16 protein-coding genes are annotated in these 18,964 nt (G+C 69.1%); 14 read left to right on the forward strand and 2 right to left on the reverse strand.

Features of this window, described 5'->3' with window-relative positions:
* Positions 1 to 3 precede the first annotated feature (3 nt).
* From AB0H42_RS19085 to AB0H42_RS19100, 4 genes are read left to right on the forward strand one after another with little or no spacing between them, the layout of a single operon-like run.
* Entirely contained in the window at positions 4 to 1,383 is a 1,380-nt protein-coding gene (locus AB0H42_RS19085; RefSeq protein WP_357057431.1) for an ABC transporter substrate-binding protein, read from the forward strand.
* Entirely contained in the window at positions 1,380 to 2,231 is an 852-nt protein-coding gene (locus AB0H42_RS19090; protein WP_357057433.1) for an ABC transporter permease, read from the forward strand. Before AB0H42_RS19085 ends, AB0H42_RS19090 begins: the two co-directional genes overlap by 4 nt.
* Positions 2,228 to 2,995, forward strand: a complete 768-nt coding sequence (locus AB0H42_RS19095) for an ABC transporter ATP-binding protein (RefSeq protein WP_357057435.1) — start codon at positions 2,228 to 2,230, stop codon at positions 2,993 to 2,995. Before AB0H42_RS19090 ends, AB0H42_RS19095 begins: the two co-directional genes overlap by 4 nt.
* Positions 2,992 to 5,694: a fumarate reductase/succinate dehydrogenase flavoprotein subunit gene (locus AB0H42_RS19100; protein WP_357057437.1), complete on the forward strand. Its 2,703-nt coding sequence runs from the start codon at positions 2,992 to 2,994 to the stop codon at positions 5,692 to 5,694. Before AB0H42_RS19095 ends, AB0H42_RS19100 begins: the two co-directional genes overlap by 4 nt.
* A 49-nt stretch (positions 5,695 to 5,743) precedes the next feature.
* On the opposite strand, the gene AB0H42_RS19105 is transcribed toward AB0H42_RS19100, so the two are convergent.
* Positions 5,744 to 7,417: a 4Fe-4S binding protein gene (locus AB0H42_RS19105; protein ID WP_357057439.1), complete on the reverse strand. Its 1,674-nt coding sequence runs from the start codon at positions 7,415 to 7,417 to the stop codon at positions 5,744 to 5,746.
* 6 nt (positions 7,418 to 7,423) lie between these two features.
* Positions 7,424 to 8,779, reverse strand: coding sequence for a cytochrome P450 (locus AB0H42_RS19110; RefSeq protein WP_357057441.1), 1,356 nt, complete (start codon positions 8,777 to 8,779; stop codon positions 7,424 to 7,426).
* Positions 8,780 to 8,968: 189 nt separating this feature from the next.
* Here AB0H42_RS19110 and AB0H42_RS19115 point away from each other — a divergent pair, with 189 nt between their 5' ends.
* From AB0H42_RS19115 to AB0H42_RS19160, 10 genes are all read left to right on the forward strand, one after another.
* Positions 8,969 to 9,865 (forward strand): SDR family oxidoreductase, encoded by an 897-nt coding sequence (locus AB0H42_RS19115; protein WP_357057443.1) that lies wholly within the window; start codon positions 8,969 to 8,971, stop codon positions 9,863 to 9,865.
* The gene (locus AB0H42_RS19120; RefSeq protein ID WP_357057444.1) at positions 9,862 to 10,947 is read left to right on the forward strand and encodes a TIGR03857 family LLM class F420-dependent oxidoreductase; all 1,086 of its coding nucleotides are present in this window, start codon (positions 9,862 to 9,864) and stop codon (positions 10,945 to 10,947) included. Before AB0H42_RS19115 ends, AB0H42_RS19120 begins: the two co-directional genes overlap by 4 nt.
* A complete protein-coding gene (locus tag AB0H42_RS19125; protein ID WP_357057446.1) occupies positions 10,944 to 12,005 on the forward strand; it encodes a phosphotransferase in 1,062 nt (353 codons plus the stop codon). Before AB0H42_RS19120 ends, AB0H42_RS19125 begins: the two co-directional genes overlap by 4 nt.
* A 194-nt stretch (positions 12,006 to 12,199) precedes the next feature.
* Positions 12,200 to 13,375, forward strand: coding sequence for an LLM class flavin-dependent oxidoreductase (locus AB0H42_RS19130; protein ID WP_357057448.1), 1,176 nt, complete (start codon positions 12,200 to 12,202; stop codon positions 13,373 to 13,375).
* Positions 13,372 to 13,824: a MarR family transcriptional regulator gene (locus tag AB0H42_RS19135; RefSeq protein ID WP_357057450.1), complete on the forward strand. Its 453-nt coding sequence runs from the start codon at positions 13,372 to 13,374 to the stop codon at positions 13,822 to 13,824. The genes AB0H42_RS19130 and AB0H42_RS19135 overlap by 4 nt, the downstream gene beginning before the upstream one ends.
* Positions 13,821 to 14,525 carry a CE1759 family FMN reductase gene (locus AB0H42_RS19140; RefSeq protein ID WP_357057452.1) on the forward strand — a complete coding sequence of 235 codons (705 nt, stop codon included), beginning with the start codon at positions 13,821 to 13,823 and terminating at the stop codon, positions 14,523 to 14,525. The genes AB0H42_RS19135 and AB0H42_RS19140 overlap by 4 nt, the downstream gene beginning before the upstream one ends.
* Positions 14,526 to 14,629: 104 nt before the next feature.
* Positions 14,630 to 15,376: a trimeric intracellular cation channel family protein gene (locus AB0H42_RS19145; RefSeq protein WP_357057454.1), complete on the forward strand. Its 747-nt coding sequence runs from the start codon at positions 14,630 to 14,632 to the stop codon at positions 15,374 to 15,376.
* Between the two features lie 269 nt (positions 15,377 to 15,645).
* Positions 15,646 to 16,026, forward strand: coding sequence for a helix-turn-helix transcriptional regulator (locus tag AB0H42_RS19150; RefSeq protein WP_357057568.1), 381 nt, complete (start codon positions 15,646 to 15,648; stop codon positions 16,024 to 16,026).
* 5 nt (positions 16,027 to 16,031) lie between these two features.
* On the forward strand, positions 16,032 to 16,442 hold the full coding sequence (locus AB0H42_RS19155) for a VOC family protein (RefSeq protein ID WP_357057456.1): 411 nt from the start codon (positions 16,032 to 16,034) through the stop codon (positions 16,440 to 16,442).
* A 129-nt stretch (positions 16,443 to 16,571) separates the two neighbouring features.
* Complete coding sequence (locus AB0H42_RS19160) at positions 16,572 to 18,962, forward strand: excinuclease ABC subunit UvrA (protein WP_357057458.1); 2,391 nt, start codon at positions 16,572 to 16,574, stop codon at positions 18,960 to 18,962.
* The last annotated feature ends 2 nt before the right edge of the window (positions 18,963 to 18,964 follow it).

Raw genomic sequence — 18,964 nt, forward strand, 5'->3', positions numbered from 1 at the left:
CTCATGCCCACTCTGAAACGCCTGGCCGTCCTGGCCGCCACCGCGGCACTGGCCCTCACCGGATGCTCGCTGGAAGAAGCCGCCGCCGGCGATACCGTCACCGTCGTCGTCGGCTACCAGTCCAAAACCATCAACACCGTCACCGCGGGCACCCTGCTGCGCGCCCAGGGATATCTGGAGCAGCGGCTGCGGCAGATCACCGACAACGGCGGCCCCGCCTACCAGGTCGAATGGCAGGACTACGACACCGGCGCCCCGATCACTGCCCAGATGGTGGCCGAGAAGATCGATATCGGCTCCATGGGCGACTATCCGCTGCTGATCAACGGATCCCGCACCCAGGCCGGGGAACGGTCGCGCACCGAATTCCTGTCCGTCACCGGATACAACCCCAGGGGCGCGCTGAACATGGTGGTCGTCCCGCCGGACTCGCCGCTGACCGGAGTCGGTGAGCTGGCCGGTAAGAAGATGTCGGCCAGTGTCGGTTCCGCCGGCCACGGCACCCTGGTGCAGGCCCTCACCCGCGCCGGGGTCGATCCGGTGGCCGGTGTGGAGGTGCTGAACCAGCAGCCGCAGGTGGGTGCCTCGGCGCTGGAATCGGGCCAGGTCGCCGCGCTGTCCCAGTTCGTGGCGTGGCCGGGACTGCTGGTGTTCCAGGACAAGGCGAAACTGCTCTACGACGGTGCCGAACTGAATGTGCCGACATTCCACGGCGTGGTCGCCCGCGAGCACTACACCGCCGAACATCCCGAGGTGGTGGACGCCTTCCTGCAGGCCCAGCTCGACGCCACGGAATTCCTGTGGCAACAGCCGCTGGAGGCGGCGCGGATCGTGGCCGAGGATTCAGGTCTGCCGCAGGAGGTCGTGTATCTCTACAACGGCCCGGGCGGCACCTCCTTCGACACCACCCTGAAACCGAGCCTGATCTCGGCCTTCAAAGACGATGTGCGGTATTTGAAGTCGATCGGCGATTTCGCCGACCTCGATATCGACGGTTTCGTCGACGACCAGCGCCTGCGCGCGGCCTTCGCCGCCCGCGGCCAGGACTACCAGAAGGCGCTGGCCGACACCGCCAACCACACCGCCGGTTCCGGTACCGAACTGTGGCTCGACGGCCAGGACAGCACGCGCCCCGCCGGCAACCCCACCGAGCTCCTGCGCGCCGCCGCGGCCGCCCGTGCCGCGGGTACGCAGGTCCGCGCCGCCTATATCGTCGACACCGAACTCGGCACCCGCTGGTTCGCGGACAAGGCGGTCTGGCTGCGCGACGGAAACACCTTCCTGCCCTTCACCACGCAGGCGGCAGCGCTTCGCCACCGCCAGGCCCATCCGGCCGCCGTCCCGGTGACCTACGACCAGGCTGTCGCCGAGGTCCGGTCATGACCGCGGCCACGACCCTCACTCCCGCCCCGGCCGACGCGGCGACCGCGTCGTCGCGCCGGCCCGGGCGGGCGGTGTGGCCGGACCGGTTGCTGCGGGTCGGTTCCGTGCTGGCCGCGATCCTGCTCTGGCAGGTCCTGACCACCGCCGATATCCGGCTGTGGCTGCGTTTCGACACCCTGCCCGCGGTGACCGAGGTGATCACCGCGTTCGGCCGCCAACTCGGCACCGATGTCTACTACCTGGATCTGGCGCAATCCCTGATCCGCATCCTCACCGGTTTCGGTATCGCCACCGTGCTCGGCGTGACCAGCGGTATCGCCCTGGGCCGGTCCCGCCTGTTCGCCGGAATCCTGGGCCCGCTCACCGAGCTGGCCCGGCCGGTCCCGGCCATCGCGGTGGTCCCGATCGCCATCCTGCTGTTCCCCGACGACGAAGCCGGCATCGTGTTCATCACCGGCCTGGCCGCCTATTTCCCGATCATGGTCAGCACCCGCCACGCGGTCCGCGCGCTGCCCACCCTGTGGGAGGACTCGGTACGCACGCTCGGCGGCAACCGGTGGGATGTGCTGCTGCGGGTGGTGTTCCCCGGTGCGCTGCCGGGAATCTTCGGCGGACTGTCGGTCGGGATCGGGGTGGCCTGGATCTGCCTGGTGTCCGCGGAGATGATCTCCGGCCGCCTCGGTGTCGGCTACCGCACCTGGCAGGCCTACACCATCGTCGACTATCCGGGTGTCTTCGTCGGAATCGTCACCATCGGCATCCTCGGTTTCGGCACCTCCGCGGCGATCGAACTCGTCGGCCGCCGGGTCACCCGCTGGCTGCCGCGGGGAGAGGAGAACAACCGATGACCACCACCCTCACCACCGAAACCCCCGCGGCCGGTACCGGCGCACCGGGAATGAGCCTGCGGCTCGACGGGATCTCGCTGTCCTACACCGGCGACCCGGTGATCGACCGGCTGTCGCTGGATGTGCGGCCCGGCGAGATCCTGGTGCTCACCGGCCCCTCGGGTTGCGGGAAGTCCACGGTCCTGCGCGCCCTGGCGGGGCTGCTGCCCCCCGACTCTGGCCGCGTCCTCGCCGACGGCGATCCCGTCACCACCACCTCCCGTGACCGCGCGGTGGTGTTCCAGGACAATGCCCTGCTGCCGTGGCGCAGTGTGCGCGCCAATATCGAACTGGCGCTGCGGTTGCGGGGTGAACCCAAGGCCGGGCGCCGCGCCGCGGCCGACCGCTGGATCGAGGAGGTCGGCCTCACCGGGTTCGCCGATTTCCTGCCCAAGAGCTTGTCCGGGGGTATGCGGCAACGCGTACAACTCGCCCGCGGCCTGGCAGGCGCCCCGCGCGCGGTGATGATGGACGAACCGTTCGGTGCCCTGGACACCCAGACCCGCGCCACCATGCAGCGGCTGCTGATCGAGACCTGGCGCACCCATCCCACCACCGTCGTCTTCGTCACCCACGATGTGGACGAGGCGTTGCTGCTCGGCGACCGGATCGCCGTGCTGGGCCGTGCCGGAAAACCGCTGCGCGCCCTGATCGATGTTCCGAATCCGCGCGCGACCGCCGACCGGCAGCCGCAGCGCGACCGACTCGTGGAGGCCCTCTCGTGACCGCACCCACCCTGCTCGCGGCGCCGGATCTCGCCGACACCGTGCGCCTGGACTGCGATGTGCTGGTCATCGGCGGCGGTACCGCCGGAACCATGGCCGCGCTCACCGCCGCCGAACACGGCGCGAACGTCCTGCTGCTGGAGAAAGCGCACGTCCGGCATTCCGGTGCGCTGGCCATGGGCATGGACGGCGTCAACAATGCCGTCATCCCCGGGAAGGCCGAACCCGAGGACTACGTCGCCGAGATCACGCGCGCCAACGACGGCATCGTCGACCAGCGCACCGTGTATCAGACCGCGACCCGCGGGTTCGCCATGGTGCAGCGGCTGGAGAAGTACGGCGTCAAATTCGAGAAGGACGAATACGGCGAGTACGCGGTGCGCCGGGTGCACCGCTCGGGCTCTTATGTGCTGCCGATGCCCGAGGGCAAGGATGTGAAGAAGGCCCTCTACCGGGTGTTGCGGCAGCGCACGATGCGGGAGAAGATCCGGATCGAGAACCGGCTGATGCCGGTGCGGGTGCTCACCGACGGCGGCCGGGCCGTCGGCGCGGCCGCACTGAACACGCGTACCGGTGAGTTCGTCACGGTCGGCGCGAAAGCCGTGATCCTCGCGACGGGCCCGTGCGGCCGGCTGGGACTCCCGGCGTCGGGCTACCTGTACGGCACCTACGAGAATCCCACCAACGCCGGCGACGGCTATTCGATGGCCTATCACGCGGGCGCCGAACTCAGCGGTATCGAATGCTTCCAGATCAACCCGCTGATCAAGGACTACAACGGTCCCGCCTGCGCCTATGTCGCCAACCCGTTCGGCGGATACCAGGTCAATGCGCAGGGGGAGCGGTTCGTCGATTCCGACTATTGGTCGGGGCAGATGATCGCCGAGGTCAAACGGGAGATCGACTCCGCGCGCGGACCTATCTACCTCAAGGTGTCGCATCTGCCCGACGAGACGCTGACCGCGCTCGAGGACATCCTGCACACCACCGAACGCCCCACTCGCGGCACTTTCCACGCCAACCGCGGCCACGACTACCGCACCCACGATATCGAGATGCACATCTCCGAAATCGGGCTGTGCGGCGGGCATTCCGCCTCCGGGGTCTGGGTGGACGAGAACGCCCGCACCACGGTGCCCGGTCTGTACGCGGCCGGTGATCTGGCCTGCGTCCCGCACAACTACATGATCGGGGCCTTCGTGTTCGGCGAGCTCGCCGGCGCGCACGCGGCCGCCACCCTGACCGAGACCGCGGCACCCGCCGAACTGCCCGCCGACCAGATCGCCACCGCGCACGAACTGGTGTACCGGCCACTGCGGCATCCCGACGGCCCACCGCAACCGCAGGTCGAATACAAACTGCGCCGCTTCGTCAACGACTATGTGGCGCCGCCGAAAACGGCCGCGAAACTGTCGCTGGCGGTGGAAACCTTCGAACGGATGCGCGGTGATCTCGCCGAGATGGGCGCCCGCACCCCGCACGAACTCATGCGCGCCGCCGAGGTGTCGTTCATCCGTGACTGCGCGGAGATGGCCGCCCGCAGTTCGCTGACCCGGACCGAATCCCGGTGGGGTCTCTACCACGAACGCGCCGACCTCCCGGAACGCGACGACGACACCTGGCGCTACCACCTGAACCTGCGCAAGGCCGCCGACGGCACCATGGAGTTCCTCAAACGGCCGGTCGCCCCGTATCTGGTGCCTGTGCCCGGGCTGGACGATCTGCCGTCCCAAGGGGAGCCGGTGCCGGTCGAGCAGCCCGAACTCGTCGGTCACCGTCGCGCCCCGAGCGTCGCGGCCCCCACCCCCCGGGCCGCGGTCCCGCAGCCGGCCCCGGTCGCCTCACCCCGGCTGCTGGCGCTGCTGGCGCTGGACGCGCCCACCGCCGGGCAACTGTCGGCCTACCTATCCGATACCGATGAACGGGTCCGGGTCGCCGCGATCGCGGCACTCACCGAGAACACCCCGGACGGTTTCGCGGCGCTGCTGATCGGCGCGCTGGACGACGGCGCGGCGCCGGTACGGGCCGCGGCCGCGGCCGCGCTGCGCGAACTGGTGGAGGTGCTGCCGTCCGCCGACGGTCTCGCCGAACGGCTGACCTCGCCCGATCCGGTCGTGCGGGCGGTGGTTCTCGACCTGCTGCGTGCGGCGCGCGCCGGTGCGGCCGCCGACTACCGGGCGGCCTTGGCCGACCCCGACCACCGGGTGCGGATCGCCGCGGTGCGGGCGCTGGTCTCGCTCGACGAATACGACGCCCTGGCCGCCGCGGCCGCCGACACCAACCGTGAGGTGCGGATCGCGGCCGCGCAGGGCCTGGCCACCATCGGCACCGGTGGCGCGGACACCGTCCGCGGACTGGTGACCGATCGTGACCCGCTGGTCCGGGCGGCGGCCCTGGCGGCTTTCGCCGATATCGGCGCCACCGAATCCGATATCGCGTCGTGCGCCGCCGCATTGCGGGATACCGCCTGGCAGGTGCGGGTAGGCGCGGCGAAAGGACTGGCCGGCGCCGAACCCGGCCCGGCCGTCCCCGAACTGGCCGCCGCGCTCACCGACCCTCATCTGGATGTGCGCAAGGCCGCGGTCCTCGCCCTGGCCTCGTGGCCCGGCCACGAACCGGCCCGGGACCTGCTTCGCCAGGCCGTCGACGATCCGGATGCCGATGTCCGCGCCTACGCCCGTCGCGCCGTGACGAACTGAACTCGCCCGGCCCGCGCCCCCTCTCTTACTCGGCGCGGGCCGGCCGGGTTCAGCCGCGGCGTGCCGTGGCGAGCAGTTCGGCCACGGTTGCCAGCTTCACCCGGGGGCGCCCCGCCGCCGCGCCCGCGGCGCGTTCGGCGCGATCCACCGCCTGCCACGCGGTGCGGTCGACCACATCGGGTTGCCGGGCGCGTACCAGATCCGACAGCGCCGCCCGGTCCCGGACCGGGGTGAGCAGGACACCGGCCGTGAAGTCGTCGAGGATCGCGGCCACCGTCTCCTCGGCATCGGCCCGGTTGGAGCCGATCACCCCGCGCGGCCCCCGTTTGATCCAGCCCGCCGCGTACACACCTTTGACCGGCGCGCCCGCCGCATCGACCACCCGTCCGCCGGCCGTGGGCAGCACACCCCGCCGGTCGTCGAACGGCAGATCGCCGATCGGTTCACCCCGGTACCCGACCGCCCGCACCACCAGTGACGTATCGAGTTCACCGGTGTCCCCGGTCGGCCGCGCGGTCGGCGCGGCGACCGGGCCGGTGAGCTCGTTGCGTACGTACCGCAGCGCCCGCACCCGGTCCGTGCCCACGATCTCGGTGGGGGAGACGCAGTACCGGAACACGATGCGTTTGTTGCCGTCACGCGGCGAGCGGCCCGCGAACTCCTCGGCGGCCGCCAGTTTCAACCCGAGCTCGTACGGTGCCTGCGTCCCCGCCCGGTAGGCCTGCGCGGCCTCGTCGAACACCAGGTCGTCCGGGTCCACGACGATATCGAGGCCGTCGAGCTGTCCGAGTGCCCGGAACTCCGGCGCGCTGTAAGCCGCCTGCAGCACCCCGCGACGGCCGAGGATCACGACCTCACGGATCGCGCTCTCGCGTATCGCGGTCAGGGCGTGATCGGCGATATCGGTCCGGGCCAGCTCGTCGGGGTCCATGGTGAGCACCCGCGCGATATCCAGGGCCACGTTCCCGTTGCCGACGAGCACCGCACGTTCACCGGACAGATCGAATACCCGGTCGGCGTAGCCGGGGTTCCCGTTGTACCAGGCCACGAATTCGGTGGCCGAGATACTGCCCGCCAGGTCCTCCCCGGGAACGTCGAGGCGCCGGTCGGCGGGCGCGCCGACCGCGTAGATCACCGCGTGCGCGCTCTCGCGCAGTTCGGCGTGGCCGATATGGGTGCCGATCTCGGTGTTCAGATACATCTGCAGCGCGTCGCGTTTGAACGCGGATGCGAACATATCGGTGACACCGCGGGTCTGGGCGTGATCGGGCGCGATTCCGTAGCGGGCCAGGCCCCATGGGGTGGGGAGCCGGTCGAACATCTCCACTTCGACCGTGCCGGCGACGAGTAGTTGCTCGGCGGCGTAGCAGGCGGCCGGCCCGGTGCCGACGATCGCCACCCGCAGGGTCCCGAGGTCCTTGGTAAGGCGCCGCACCGGCGGCGGGGCGGACATATCCGGTTCCAGTGGATGCCGGGTGAAGAAGCCCGCGTTGACGTCCCGGAATCCGTCGAGGTGCGCGGGCAGGTCCTCTTCGGCGTAGATGGCGTCCACCGGGCACGCTTCGTAGCAGGCCCCGCAGTCGATGCAGGTGTCCGGGTCGATGTAGAGCATCTCCGCGGACGCGAACTGCGGATCGCCGGGGCGTGGCCGGATGCAGTCCACCGGGCATTCGGCCACGCAGCTGGCGTCGTTGCAGCACCGCTGGGTGATGACGTATGCCATCGCAACTCACGCCTGCTGCCGGCGGCGGTACCGCACCCGGCACGGCTGCTGCAGCTGCACGACCATCTTCGAGTGATCGTTGCGGTAGGACTCCGACGGCTGCACCATCTCGAATTCCCAATCCCGCAGTAGTACCGAGAAGATCGCCTTGAGCTGCATCAGCGCGAACGCGGCGCCGACGCAGCGGTGACGTCCGGCCCCGAACGGGATCCAGGTCCAGCGGTTGACCAGGTCTTCCTGGTTGGGGTCGATATAGCGGCCGGGATCGAAACTGTCCGGGTTCGGGAAATCCTCGGGCAGCCGGTTGGAGATCGCCGGGGTCGCCGCCACATGATCGCCGGGCTCGATCCGGTTCCCGCACACCTCGAACTCGCCCTGGGCGACCCGCATCAGGATGATGAGCGGCGGGTGCAGCCGCAGCGTCTCCTTGAGCACCGCCTCCAGCCGGGGAATCTGGCGCAGGGCGTGGAAGCTGACTTCCTGGCCGTCGGCGTAGAGCTCGTCGAGTTCCTTCACGACTCCGGACAGCACTTCCGGGTGCCGCAGCAGTTCGATCACCGACCAGGCGGCGGTACCCGAGGTGGTGTGGTGGCCGGCGAACATCATCGAGATGAAGATGCCGGTGACCTCGCTGGCACTGAAATGCGGGGTGCCGTCCTCTTTCTTCACCGAGACCAGCACATCGAGCAGGTCGCGGTCCTCCTTTTCGGCGGGCGGGTTCGCGATCCGCACGTTCATGATCTCCTGGACGAGTTCGACGAGCGCGGCCCGGGATTCGTCGCGGATCCGGAAGCTTTCGATCGGCATGTACGGGTCCACATACGCCAGCGCGTCGGTACCGCGTTCCAGGTTGTGGTAGAGGTGCGCGAACCGGCTGTCGAGTTCCTCCCGGAACTTCGTCCCGATCAGGCAGGCCGAGGAGGTGTAGATGGTGAGTTCGGCGAAGAAGTCGAGCAGATCGATCTCGCCTTCGTCGCCCCAGCCCGCCAGCATCCGGTCGACCTCTTTTTCGATGGTCGCCGCGTGCCCGCGCATCTGGTCGCCGCGCAGCGCGGAGTTGTGCAGCATCTCCTTGCGCCGTTCCGGGCTGGCGTCGAATACCACGCCCTCGCCGAAGATCGGCTTCATGAAGGGGTAGGCGGCGGCTTGGTCGAGGTCCTCGTCGGCGGCGCGGAAGAAGAATTCGTTCGCTTCGGCGCCGGTGAGCAGGACGACGTGGCGTCCGGCGAGCTCGAACTGGCCGACGTCACCGCATTCCTCCCGCACCCGGCGCATCAGCGCGATCGGGTCGGTACGGAATTCCTCCAGGTGGCCGTGTTCGTGTTCGCCTCCGGACACCCGCGGCGGTTTCACCGAAGTCATGTGGAAATCCTTCCCCAGATTACTGTCCAGGATCTATGATAGACACCTGTCTGGACAGTACTACGGGGTGTTGCGCCCAAGCAAGGCGTGTCACCTCTCTCCACCCCCGGCGCGCTGCCGGGATGCCATACTGTCCGGACACCTGTACGGAATAGTGTTCGGCGGAGAGAAGGGAGCGAGAACAGGTCCATGAGCGGAAACCAGACCCTGTGGGGACGCGGCGCCGTGGTCGTCGGCGCCACCAGCGGCATCGGCCACGCCGTCGCGCACGCCCTGGCCGGGCACGGCGCCGGGGTGGTGGTCAATGGACGAAACGCCCCGGCAGTCGAACGCACGGTCAACTCCCTGACCCTCGCCGGTCACCGCGCGATCGGCATCGCCGGCAGCGCCGCCGACGAATCCACCGCGACCGAACTCGTGGACACCTGCGTGCGCACCTTCGGCGCCGTCGATGTGCTCGTCAACTGCGCCGGGATCGCCGAGCCCGCCGGCTCCTCCATCCTCGACGTCAGCACCCGCGACTGGCGTGCCCTGCTCGACTCCCACCTCACCACCACGTTCAACACCTGCCGCGCCGCCGCCCCGAAAATGGTCGCCCAGGGCCGCGGCAGCATCATCAACACCAGTTCCTTCGCCTACCTGGGCGACTACGGCGGCACCGGGTACGCCGCCGGGAAGGGCGCGGTCAACTCCCTCACTCTCGCCATCGCCGCCGAACTCGCCGAACACAAGGTTCGCGCCAATGTCGTATGCCCCGGCGCCAAAACTCGGCTCTCCAGTGGGTTCGCCTATGAGGCCAAGATCATGGAGCTCTACCGCCGCGGCATGCTCGACGCGATCAGCAAGGACGCCGCCCTCGACGCCCCACCCGCCGACTACGTCGCCCAGCTGTATCTCTACCTCGCGGGGACGGCCGCCGAGCGGGTCACCGGCCAGATCTTCGTCGCCGCGGGCGGATTCGTCGGCCGCTACGACCGTCCGGCCCCCACCATCCTCGGCTTCCGCGACCACAACGACACCCCGCCCTGGACCCAGGACGAACTGCACCGCATGATCGGCGGCCACGATGCCGAGGCCGGACAGTGACCGAGTTCCCCGAACTCGGCTGTTACGGTCTCGCCGGCCACGCCACCGACCCGCATATCCTGCTCGACGAAGCCCGCGCCGCCGAACGGCTCGGCCTCGGGGCCATGTTCCTGTCCGAACGTTTCAACACCAAAGAAGCGTTCGCCCTCGCCGCCGCCGCGGGCGCGGTCACCACCGACCTCGGCATCTGCACCGCCGCCACCAACCACAACACCCGCCACCCCCTGATCACCGCCGCTGCCGCGGTTACTCTGCACCGGCTCACCCGCGGCCGCTACAGTCTCGGTCTCGGTCGCGGATTCAGTGCGCTCTTCGACGTCATGGGCCTGCCCCGGATCACCTCCGCGCAACTCCGCGACGCTACCGCGCTCTACCGGCGCCTCTGGCGCGGCGACACCGTCGTCGGCCACGCCGGGCCCGCCGGAAACTACCCGATCCTGCACCTGGACCCCACCTACGACGAAGCCATCCCGGTCACCCTCACCGCGATCGGCGCCAACACCCTGCGCCTGGCCGGGCAGATCGCCGACGCCGTCGTCCTGCACACCTTCTTCACCGACGACACCACCGCCCACGCCGTCCGGACGATCCGCGCCGCCGCGGCGGACGCCGGCCGTGATCCGGCGACCGTCCGCATCTGGTCGGTGCTGGCGGTGGTCGACGACACCCAGGGCGAATCGGCCCGGCTGCGTAAACTCGTCGGCCGCCTCGGCACCTACCTGCAGGGTTACGGTGACATCCTGGTCGGGGTCAACGACTGGGACCCGCAGGTCCTCGCCGACTTCCGGGCGCATCCCCTGGTCACCGGCGCCGGCGGCGCCCTCGACGCCGTAGCCGACGACACCACCCTCGCCGCCGTGGAAGAACTGCTCCCTGCGGAATGGACGGCCGCCGCCGCCACCGGCACCCCCGAACACTGCGCGACCCGGATCGCCGACCAGTTCGCCGCCGGCGCCGACGGTGTGATCCTGCACGGCAACACCCCCACCGAACTCGCACCCACTCTGGACGCGTGGCGGCGCCACCGCGACCCCGGCCGGTTCGCCCACCTGCCGGCCAACCCCGGCAGGAGCAGTCGATGACCGGCCCGACCGATATCGCCGGCCTCACCCCCGAATGGCTCACCGCCGCCCTCGGCCGCCCCGTCACCGCCGTGACCGCCGAAGCCGTCGGCACCGGACAGATCGGCACCGTGCACCGGCTGCGGCTCACCGGCGACGGGGTTCCGCGACAACTCCTGGCGAAACTCCCCGCCGCCGACCCCGGCGTCCGCGCCATGCTCGCCGGCGCCTACCGCCAGGAAGTCCGCTTCTACACCGAGATCGCCGCCACGGTCGCCGTCCGCACCCCGCGCTGTCACCACGCCGAGATACACGGCGACGGCGCCGAATTCGTCCTTCTGCTGGAGGACCTGGCGCCCGCCCGCCAAGGCGACCAGATCGGCGGTTGCCCCGTCGCCCACGCCCACCCGGCCGTGACCGAGCTCGCGGGCCTGCACGCCCCCCGCTGGTGTGACGACACCGTGCTCGATATCGAGGGGTTCAGCCGCAACGGTCCGGAAGAAGCCGATACGCTGCGCGAACTGTACGGCCCCACCACCGATATCCTCCTCGACCGCCTCGGGGACCGTCTCACCGCCGCGGACCACGAAACCGTACGCGCCTGCGGTGAGATCATCGCCGACTGGCTGGTCGCCCGCCCCGAACGCTTCGGCCTCGTGCACGGCGACTACCGCCTGGACAATCTGCTGTTCGACGACGCCGACCCGCCGCAGGTGACCGCCGTCGACTGGCAGACCGTCAACCTGGGACTCCCGGCCCGCGACCTGGCCTACTTCATCACCACCGGTCTGGACCCGGCTATCCGGCGCGCCGCCGAACAGGACCTGGTCGCCACCTACCACCGGCGCCTCTGTCAACTGGGAGTCAGCGGATACACCGCCGCCGACTGCTGGCAGGACTATCGGTTCGCCGCTCTCCAGGGCCCGCTGGTGGCGGTGTTCGGCGCTGCCTACGGATCCCCGTCCGAGCGCGGCGACGCCATGTTCACCACCATGATCCGCCGCAGCTGCGCCGCGATCCGCGACCTGGACTCGCTCACGCAGCAGCCGGCACCGCTGCGGCCGCCCGCCGCCGGGTAGCCACAGCCGCACCGCCGCGCGGTGTTCCTGTGGTCGCGGGCAGTCGAGGCGCGGGCCGCGGAACCCGGCCCGCGGGAAGCCTCTCCGGCAACGTCCGTACCGCCCTCCGGCGTGCACGCACGAGGAATAACCCCGCACACCCCTCCGTTCAAGTAGATGCAAACGCATAGAAACTACGGTGGGAGTGACACACGATGCAGTTCGGAATCTTCTCGGTCAGCGATATCACCCGCGACCCCGTAACCGGCGTGACGCCCAGCGAGGCCGAACGGATCGACGCGATCGTGCAGATCGCGCGCAAAACCGAAGAGGTCGGCCTCGACGTCTTCGCCATCGGCGAGCACCACAACCCGCCGTTCTTCTCCTCCTCACCCACCACCCTGCTCAGCCATATCGCGGCCACCACCGAGCGACTGATCCTCACCACGGCGACCACCCTGATCACCACCAACGACCCGGTGCAGATCGCCGAGGACTACGCCATGCTGCAACACCTGTCCAAAGGCCGCATGGACCTCATGCTCGGCCGCGGCAACACCGGCCCCGTCTACCCGTGGTTCGGTAAGGACATCCGGGCGGGTTTGCCGCTGGCGTTGGAGAACTACAACCTCCTGCACCGGCTGTGGCGCGAGGACGTCGTCGACTGGGAAGGCAACTACCGCACCCCGCTGCAGGGCTTCACCGCCACCCCGCGGCCGCTCGACGGTGTGCCGCCGTTCGTCTGGCACGGCTCCATCCGTACCCCGGAAATCGCCGAACAGGCCGCCTACTACGGCAACGGATTCTTCGCCAACCACATCTTCTGGCCCACCGCGCACTCACTGCAGCTCATCGAGTTCTACCGGCAGCGTTTCGAACACTACGGTCACGGCACCAAGAAGCAGGCCATCGTCGGACTCGGCGGCCAGGCCTATATCGCCAAAAAATCCCAGGACGCCTGGAACGAATTCCGCCCCTACTTCAACGAAGCCCCCGTCTACGGTCACGGCCCCTCCTTGGAGGACTTCGCCGAAATGACCCCGCTGTCGGTCGGCAGCCCGCAGGAGATCATCGACAAAACCCTCACCTTCCACGACACCTTCGGTGACTACCAGCGCCAGCTGTGGCTGATGGACCACGCCGGACTGCCCCTGAAAACCGTGCTGAACCAGCTCGACCTGCTCGGCGAGGAAGTCGTGCCGGTCCTGCGTAAAGAACTGGAAGCCCGCCGCGACCCCGAATCGGCCCCGGCGCCCACCCATCGGGCCCGCGTCGCCGCCGCATACGGTGACGAGCCCGCCCGGCAGGCCCGCCCCAACGCCAACCAGGGCGACAACCTGGCCGGCGCCAGCCCCTACCAGGACACCGCGAAAACCCTGGCCGACAAGTGACCAGAACCAGCGGACGCCTCGCCAACGACGCCTGGGAGGCGGTACTCACCGCCCACGCGGTATTGATGAAACAGTTCGCGGCCCAGGATGTGTGGCACGGACTCACCATGCGCGAATACGACGTCCTCTACACGTTGTCCAAATGCCCCGAACCCATCCGTCCCGCCGAACTCAACCGGCACGTCCTGCTCACCCAGCCGGCACTGTCGCGGATGGTGGACCGGCTCGTCGACCGCGGCCTCGTGCAACGCACCCCCGACCCGCACGACGGCCGCGGGGTCCGGCTCTCGCTCACCGACGAGGGCCGGACCTGGCAGCGCCGTATCGGCGGCCGCCACGCCGTCGGCGTCGCCCGCGCCCTCACCGAAGCCCTCACCGACGACGAACTACGCACCCTCGAACAGCTCTGCGGCAAACTCGCCGACACCACGCAAAGGAACGAGATATGAACACCACCAACGGCCAGGGCACGGCCCCCTACCGGCTGGTCGTGGTCAGCGGCGGCACCAGCAACCCGTCCTCGACCCGCATGCTCGCCGACCGGGTCTCCGCCCGCGTCGGCACCCTCGCCCGCCACCGCGGCGCCACCGTCACCGTGCACGTCATCGACCTCCGCGAACTCGCCACCGAGATCACCACCGCGCTGGTCTCCCAGCTCATGGGCCCCAAGATGACCGCCGCGATCGAAACACTCGCCGCCGCGGACGGCCTGATCATCGCCGCCCCCGTCTACAAGGCCGCACCGAGCGGCCTGCTCACCTCCTTCTTCCACGTCCTAGACAACGACCTGCTCATCGCCAAACCGGTCATCCTGGCCGCCACCGCCGGCACCTCCCGGCACGCCCTGGTCGTCGACGAACAGATGCGCGCCCTGTTCGCTTTCCTGCGCACCATGACGGTGCCCACCTCCCTGTTCGCCGCCGCCGAAGACTGGAGCGACACCGACCTCGACAAACGCATCGATCGCGCCGCCCTCGAACTGGTGCTGCTGATGGAGAGCGGTTTCGCGCACAAGGTCAAAGACGAATCGTGGACCAGCTACCAGCACAGCTTCGGCAGCGCCGGCGGCACCGAAACCGGCGTCGATCTCAACACCGACCTCATGCGGCTGGCAGCCGGTGGGGGAGTGACGGTGAAACCCCGGGCCTGACCGCACAGCTGCCCGCGCCGCGGAGGCGTCACGGCCCCGCGAGCCCGCCTGCCCGGTACACGTCACCGCCGAGAACCCGCGCTCGTGCGTGTTAGTTTGCTGCGGTGGCCGCACCCGCCGAAACCATCGACCAGGTCACGCGATATCTCGACCTCGCCGGCGTCTTCGCCTGCGCGATGCTCGGCGGCGCCGTATCCCGCACCGAGAAACTCGACCTGTTCGGGTTCCTCGTCGTCGGTATCGTCTCCGGCCTCGGCGGCGGCATCATCCGCGACACCCTGCTCCAGCAAGGCCCCCCGGTAGCGCTCACCGACTACGCCTACCTGCCCACCGCCGTGGCCGGCACCCTCATCTCGTTCCTCATCCACCTCAGCGAACAGGCCTGGGACCGTCTCTTCACCGCTCTCGACGCCGCGGTCATCGGGTTCTGGGCGGTCACCGGCGCACAGAAAACCCTCGCCGCCGGCCTCGGCTGGCTCCCCGCCGTCCTGCTCGGCATCACCACCGCCGTCGGCGGCGGCGCCACCCGCGACGTTCTCCTGCGACGGGTCCCGGCCGTCTTCGGCGGCAACGGTCTCTATGCCACCGTCGCCGCCGTGGTCGCCGGCACCATGGTCGTCTGCACCTATCTCGGCGCACCCGCGATCGGCATCGTCGCCGGCATCGCCTTCTCACTGGCCCTCCGGCTCGCCGCCGTCCGGTACGGCTGGGGCCTGCCCAACGGCCTGGACTGGCAGCCACACACCCGCCTGGCCGCCGCCGTCCGCGGCGTCCGCACCACCCGTCGCGGCCGGAGCCGCGACACCGACACCGACACCGACACCGACACCGACACCGAAGACAGCAGCTGACACCGGACCCCGAGCACCTCTTCCCGGACATCCCGGTCGACCACAGCTCCCGCTTCGTGCCCGTGCTGCCACCCACTCCCGGCACCGGAGTCACCACCCTCGTCGTCGCCGCGCTCGCCCGGCTCGGCACCGGGGACGACGGCCGGCAACCCACCACCGGGAACTGGGCAACCCGGGCACGGTATGGGACGATCGGCCACGTGACCAGCAGACCCACCGCGGATCAACACCTCCGCGATCTCGCGCTGTTACGCCGCGTCCGGGACCGGATGGACCGCGAGTACGCGCAACCACTGGACGTCGAAGCGCTCGCCCGGGGTGTCAACATGTCCGCCGGACACCTCAGCCGCCAGTTCCGGCTCGCCTACGGCGAATCCCCGTACGGATACCTGATGACCCGCCGCATCGAACGCGCGATGGCCCTGCTGCGCCGCGGCGACCTCACCGTCACCGAAGTCTGCTTCGCCGTCGGCTGCTCCTCGCTGGGCACCTTCAGCACCCGCTTCACCGAACTCGTCGGCCTGCCGCCCAGCGCCTACCGGCGGCAACAAGCCGACGCCACCGCCGGCATCCCGTCGTGCACGGCCAAACAGGTGACCAGACCGATCAGGAATCGAGAAGCCCCGGTAACCGCCCCGCAGTTAGCGTGATCGGCATGGACATCACCATTCACGCCAGCTACCTGCCCCAGGACGATCCCGAAGCCGCCATCGGGTTCTACCGCGACACCCTCGGCTTCGAGATCCGCAACGATGTCGGCTACAACGGCCTGCGCTGGATCACCGTCGGCCCCGCCGGCCAGCCCGGAACCTCCATCGTGCTGCACCCACCGGCCGCCGACCCCGGCATCACCGACGAGGAACGCACCACCATCGCCGAAATGATGGCCAAGGGCACCTACGCCGGAATCAACCTCGCCACCGACGACCTCGACGGCACCTTCGAACGCCTCCAGGCCGGTGATGTGGAAGTGGTCCAGGAACCGACCGAACAGCCGTACGGCATCCGCGACTGCGCCGTCCGCGATCCCGCGGGCAATATGATCCGCATCCAGCAACTGCGTTGACCGGAGACACACCCACCGATCCGGCATTGCACACCGGCCCGCCCATCGGACGGGCCGGTCGGTAACACTCGACAGCCAGGGACCGAACAGGCCGATGTCGATGACCGCGACCGCACCAGAGGGAGACAGATGACCACCGCCACGAAGACCGGAACGCGGACGTCCGCGACGCACGCCGCCGACAGCCACGACCTCATCCGAGTGCAGGGCGCGCGCGTGAACAACCTCAAAGACGTCAGCGTGGAGATCCCGAAACGGCGGCTCACCGTGTTCACCGGCGTCTCCGGTTCCGGCAAGAGCTCCCTGGTCTTCGCCACCATCGCCGCCGAATCCCAGCGGATGATCAACGAAACCTACAGCGCCTTCGTCCAAGGTTTCATGCCCACCCTGTCGCGGCCCGACGTCGACCTGCTCGAAGGCCTCACCACCGCCATCATCGTCGACCAGGAACGCATGGGCTCCAACCCCCGTTCCACCGTCGGCACCGCCACCGACGCCAACGCCATGCTGCGCATCCTGTTCAGCCGGCTCGGCGACCCGCATATCGGTTCACCCAACGCCTACTCCTTCAATATGCCGTCGGTGACCGCCAGCGGCGCCATCACCGTTCAGCGTGGCTCCAAAACAGTCGCCGAGAAAGCGACCTTCAACCGGCTCGGCGGTATGTGCCCCCGCTGCGAAGGCATGGGCTCGGTCACCGACTTCGACCTCACCGCGCTCTACGACGACAGCCTCTCCCTCAGCGAGGGCGCCCTCACCATCCCCGGCTACAGCATGGACGGCTGGTACGGCCGCATCTTCCGCGGCTGCGGCTACTTCGACCCCGACAAGCCGATCAAGAAGTTCACCAAGAAACAACTGCACGACCTGCTCTACAAAGAGCCCACCAGGATCAAGGTCGAAGGCATCAACGTCACCTACGAAGGCCTCATCCCGCGCATCCAGAAGTCCTTCCTGTCCAAGGACGTGGACGCCATGCAACCCCACATTCGGGCCTTCGTGGAACGCGCCGTCACTTTCACCACCTGCCCTGAATGCGGCGGCACCCGCCTCACCAAGGAAGCCCTCGCCTCCAAGATCAACGGCAAGAACATCGCCGACCTGTGCGCCATGCAGATCAGCGACCTCGCCGACTGGGTCCGCGAACTCGACGAACCCTCGGTCGCCCCGCTGGTCAACGGCCTGCAGCACCTGCTCGACTCGTTCACCGATATCGGCCTGGGCTACCTCTCCCTGGAGCGCCCCTCCGGCACTCTATCCGGGGGAGAGGCCCAACGCACCAAGATGATCCGCCACCTCGGCTCCTCGCTCACCGACATCACCTACGTTTTCGACGAGCCCACCATCGGCCTGCACCCGCACGATATCCAGCGGATGAACGATCTGCTGCGCCAGCTTCGCGACAAAGGCAACACCGTCCTGGTCGTCGAACACAAACCCGAAGCCATCGAAATCGCCGACCACATCGTCGATATCGGCCCCCGTGCCGGCAGCGACGGCGGACAAATCGTCTTCGAGGGCACCGTCGACGGACTCCGCGCCAGCGACACCCTCACCGGACGCCACCTCGACGACCGCGCCGCCCTCAAGAAATCCGTGCGCACCCCGTCGGGCGCCCTCGAAGTCCGCGGCGCCGACTCCCACAACCTGCGCAACGTCGACGTCGATATCCCGCTCGGCGCCCTCGTCGTCGTCACCGGCGTCGCCGGCTCCGGCAAGAGCTCCCTGATCACCGGCTCGGTTTCCGGCCGCGACGGCGTCGTCACCATCGACCAGGGCGCCATCCGCGGCTCCCGCCGCAGCAACCCGGCCACCTACACCGGACTCCTCGACCCCATCCGCAAGGCATTCGCGAAAGCCAACGGCGTCAAACCCGCCCTGTTCAGCTCCAACTCCGAAGGCGCCTGCCCCACCTGCAACGGCGCCGGCGTGATCTACACCGACCTCGGTGTCATGGCCACCGTCGAATCCACCTGCGAGGAATGCGACGGCAAACGCTTCCAGGCCGCGGTCCTCGAATACACCCTCGGTGGCCGCACTATCGCCGAAGTGCTCGACATGTCGGTGGCCGAAGCCGAAGAGTTCTTCGGTTCCGGCGACGCCCGCATCCCCGCCGCCCACAAGATCCTCGACCGGCTCGCCGATGTCGGGCTCGGTTACCTGCGCCTCGGCCAGCAACTCACCACACTCTCCGGCGGTGAACGCCAGCGCATCAAACTCGCCACCCAGATGGCCGAGAAGGGCGGAATCTACATTCTCGACGAACCCACCACCGGCCTGCACCTCGCCGATGTCGAACAGCTTCTCGGACTCCTCGACCGGCTCGTCGACTCCGGTAAATCGGTCATCGTCATCGAACACCACCAGGCCGTGATGGCCCACGCCGACTGGATCATCGACCTCGGTCCCGGCGCCGGACACGACGGCGGCCGCATCGTCTTCGAAGGCACCCCCGCCGATCTGGTCGCCGCTCGCTCCACCCTCACCGGTGCACACCTCGCCGCCTACGTCGGCGCCTGACG

This window comes from Nocardia sp. NPDC050799 (assembly GCF_040654015.1).
Lineage (GTDB): Bacteria > Actinomycetota > Actinomycetes > Mycobacteriales > Mycobacteriaceae > Nocardia.